Annotated in this window: 3 protein-coding genes; 1 reads left to right on the forward strand and 2 read right to left on the reverse strand. The window is 43.6% G+C overall.

The annotated features are described in order from the left end of the window. Positions 1 to 6 precede the first annotated feature (6 nt). Positions 7 to 198, reverse strand: coding sequence for a hypothetical protein (locus tag IBX40_11195; protein ID MBE0524883.1), 192 nt, complete (start codon positions 196 to 198; stop codon positions 7 to 9). A gap of 9 nt (positions 199 to 207) precedes the next feature. Further along, entirely contained in the window at positions 208 to 2,175 is a 1,968-nt protein-coding gene (locus IBX40_11200; GenBank protein MBE0524884.1) for an NFACT family protein, read from the reverse strand. A gap of 88 nt (positions 2,176 to 2,263) precedes the next feature. Between IBX40_11200 and IBX40_11205 the strand changes: the two genes are divergently transcribed. Continuing rightward, positions 2,264 to 3,967: an ATP-dependent DNA ligase gene (locus IBX40_11205; GenBank protein ID MBE0524885.1), complete on the forward strand. Its 1,704-nt coding sequence runs from the start codon at positions 2,264 to 2,266 to the stop codon at positions 3,965 to 3,967. The last annotated feature ends 471 nt before the right edge of the window (positions 3,968 to 4,438 follow it).

Genomic DNA, 4,438 nt, shown 5'->3' on the forward strand with positions numbered 1-4,438 from the left:
CTGTTTCTATTTTTCAATAAGTTCGCGAAGTTCTTTGTATCTTCCAGCCTTGAAATCTTCTCTGCTCATTTTAATCTGCTGCAAAAGTTCCGGGTCCGATATAATTTCCAGCGTGGATTTCATGGATTCGTATTCATCACTCGAAATAGTAACCCATTGCGCCATATGTTCTCCTAATGATTTTATCCCCCTGGACATTTATTCAACTCACCCCTTCTTCACCCTCGACTCCCCGGGCGGCAGCATCATAGCGATCCTGTCAGCCGAAGCAATCGACTTCACTAACTGCCGGTCCCCAACCTCATCTACCAGCAGCTTGTAGACTTTCTTTGCAATATCATTCTGGTTGAACTCACCCGGTTCGACCTCTACAATAAATTGTGCCAGCTTTTTAACAGCACTTGACGGCCCGCCAACCAGCCGCACTGCGCCCTCGATCTGGATGCCTATTGCTGCATCTACAATAGCCTTCATATAATTACGCTTACCCCTGATAATAAATGAACCACGGGGTACGAACTCTCCAGATTCCGGGGTCTTGGACACCTGCTCTGCTGTGACCCAATAACAGTCACCTTCCACACCACCCGATTTCCAAACACCTGAATTGGATACCACAAACTTGGCAGCTTCTTCTAATGTGGTTTCTGGCACTTCCTTACCTTCGGTCTTAATAACCACAGCAGGTGAGCCCGGTGCCTCGGTATGGAAGAAGATATCACGTTTCTCCATATACTTCTTAACCACATCTTCATTAGTGCCCGCATCCCGTCCGCCAATAACCAGAAAACCATCTGAGGACTGGAACCATCTGAAATTATCATACCACCGAGGCTTGACCTTGACCTTACCACTCAAACGCCTGGGACGATCCGGCAATTCATTCTTTCTTATTAAATCCCGGGTGTGGAGTATGGCTTGCTCTGCCCCAGTTCTCTTTTTCGCAATCTTCTTGGCCTTATCATAATATTTCTGTGCATTCTGGGGCACGGGCAGCATGATATCAACATCAATACTTACTCCATCCAGCTCTAAATTAATAATCCCTTTACTGGAATCAATTGATTTTATTATCCTGGCCTGTGGGATATCTGCACTTTTTAGCCTGGCTTTAATCTCATCCCAGCCAAAACGCTGCCTTGCATCGTTAATAATATTCAATATCTCTTCAACACTCTGGTAATTGCCGTATAACAGCTCCCCCTTCTGCTTGAACTGGGCCTGAGACATGTCAAATTTATTAATAGCTTCCTGCTGCTGCCGAAGTCGCCTCTCCAGCACCCCTTCTTTTTTCTCAAGTTTCACAGCAGTTTGGATGGCAATCTCAATTCCGGCGCTGTAATACTCATCAAGAGCTAAGTTAAATGTCTCAAATTTCGTGATCTCTAATCCATGGTATTTTTTAAGGCCAAAAGGCAGCACATCGATATTTTTTCCATTTTTTGCCACGATCTGAGGTTCAAGCCGTCCTTCCGCAATGGGACTGAAAACTTCGATCATAGAATTGCATAAACTCTCAAAATCAGAAACATCACCTGCTGACGTTGTTTTATCAATATCTGATCTAAGACATACCTCCTCGGCCAGCACACCACCCATGTTCAGCCGGGTCGCCAGTGTTCTGACAACATCGCTGTCAGAATTCATAAATATTTTTTTCAGCGCCTCTGCTGTCACTTCCAGAGGGCTGAGCTGTGGTGGGGGCAGTTCATATATCTCACCCCTGCGCAGCTTTCTGTCCTTAAAACTCACCGGCTTCATGGGCTGCAAGATCCGGCCTTCGGCATCGGTAAGAAGGATATTACCCCTGGCAAACAGCTCGGCAATAATTTTATTTGTCTCACCTGCCCTTACTATTACGAATTCGATTATCCTGTCAAAATCATGCTGGGAAACCTGCGTTATCCTGCCTCCCATAACATATTTCCTGAGTATCATGGGAAAGGACTGGGGTAGTTGGGGAGCTGGACGGGGATGCTCTGTAAGATGGATACGTTTTCCAGCCTGGATTACCAGATTATGCCTGCCCTGTCCATAAATATTAAGGGTGATCCGGATCTCGTCGTAATCGGTCTGGTAGATCTTCCCGATCTTGGCATCTATCAGACCCAGAGGTCCGTTCTTTAAATCTGATGTAATAGCAGCTACATCCACGCTGGTCATTTCCTCTTTCATGGAGCAGATACTATGGAGGGCTGATACTATAATCCTATTGTAATTTTTATAGAAACAGTTTTGACTTTTTACTTCAGATAAGCACTGCATGACCAGTTTTCAGGATTTTGCTGACCTATGTAATCGTGTCGAGGAAATCTCCAGTTCCCTGGAGATGACCCAGGTCGTAGCAGAATTCTTCAGTAATGTGGATGATGATGAACTTGAGATCGTATCCAGATTCATTATGGGCCTGGTATTTCCGGTCTGGGATCCGCTTCAATTGGGTATTGGACCAAGCCTACTGTACACTTCTATCTCAAAAGCTTCGGGCAAGCCGGTCAAAGACATTGTTGATCTGGTGCGCAAGACAGGTGATGTGGGGCTGGCTGCAAAGGAAGCTCTTTTAAGCAATAACAAAACACAGGCCACGTTTGCCGTATTTGAACGGGAAGAGTCTGTTCTTTCTATTAAGGAAGTTTATTCCAGGTTTACAGATATCGCTAACATGTCTGGAAAGGGTTCTCAAACTGCTAAGGTAAAGCACCTGCAGTTCATGTTCGGTCAGGCCACTCCATTGGAAGCATTATATCTGGCAAGGCTGGCTATAGAAGAACTCAGGATCGGTGTGGGTGAGGGAATTGTGCAGGATTCTATTGCCAGTTCCTTCGATGTACCAAAGGATGCTGTCGAGTGGGCATATATGATGACCAATGATCTGGGTATGGTTGCCAGGCAGGCCAAACAGAATGGTGTTGAGGGTTTGAAGAGCCTGGACATCCAGTTGGGACACCCAATCAAACTGATGTTAGCTCAAATATCCCAGGGAATCCAGGCAGCAGTAGAAGAAATGGGGTTGGTGGCAGTTGAATGGAAATTTGACGGCGCCAGGTTGCAGATCCATAAAGATGGAAATGATATAATTCTCTATTCAAGACGACTGGAAGATGTGACCGCTTCACTGCCAGATATCGTAGATATGGTCAAAGATGGAATAACTGCCGAAAAAGCAGTTATCGACGGGGAAGTAGTGGTACTCGGTGAAGACGGTAAACCAGGAGCTTTCCAGCAGATTCTCAAGCGATTCAGGCGCAAATACAATGTGGATGTAATGAAAGGGCAGATTCCATTGCAGTTGTACCTGTTCGACATATTGTATATCGACGGCCAGAGCCTCTTTGATCAACCACTCTTCCAGCGAAGACAGCACTTGATAGAATGCGTTACCCCTGTTGATAACATGAATGTGGCTGAGCAGGTGGTCACCGATGAGATCCAGGTTATTGATGAGATATACCATAAGGCGCTGGATGAAGGACATGAGGGGATCATGTTGAAGAACCCGAAGTCATTCTATTCCCCTGGCAAACGTGGAAAACACTGGCTTAAGGTCAAACCAGTAATGGAATCACTGGATCTCGTAGTTATCGGAGGGGAATGGGGTGAAGGGCGTCGTGTAAATCTTATTGGTTCGTACTCACTGGCATGCATTGAACCTGAAACAGGAGAATTTTTGTCAATAGGAAGGGTTGCAACAGGTATCACAGATGAGATGCTTGGTGAATTGAATGATATATTCAAGGATCTGATCGTATTTGAAAGCGGGAAGGCACTTGAATTTATGCCAGAGGTGGTGTTCGAGGTCGCATTTGAGGAGATCCAAAAAAGCCAAACTTACAATTCCGGCTATGCTTTACGCTTCCCCAGACTTGTGAGGATGCGGGATGACAAGAGTGCTGATGAGATTGATACAATTGAGCGGATCGAACAATTATATATCAACCAAAAAGGAAGAGGCAATAATGCCGCTTGAACTATTTTATTAATAATTATGTTAACGCTGCAAACTCGTTAAAAAAATGTTTATTCTGAAAATGTATAAATAATATATTTTCAATTATGATTTGTTCTTAAAAAAAGAATCAAGAATCGCGGGTAATACAGAGATCTTTTTTATATAAAACTCCCCACTCCCCCCCTGATCTTTGTATTACTGCTTTCTTGTAAAATAAATATCCATTTTTTAGCTGATTTAGGGATCGTTATTTTACTTATACTTCACACCTCCAAAAATTGAGCTTTTTCAAATCTCTGAAACCGTAATGTAAGTAATGAATCAAGTTTTTTTTTATGAGTACTTTCAGTTTGGCTCAGGCAGTTAATGATAGCATTTTTTAAATCCCCAAAGTTAGAATAATATTTTGAATATAGGCACTCTTTCTTGACAAATTTCGAGACTTTTTATTTTCTTGTGATTGAATTAGGAACTAGCCAGAATAAGTAA

It is taken from the genome of Methanosarcinales archaeon (assembly GCA_014859725.1).
In the GTDB taxonomy this organism is placed as follows: domain Archaea; phylum Halobacteriota; class Methanosarcinia; order Methanosarcinales; family Methanocomedenaceae; genus Kmv04.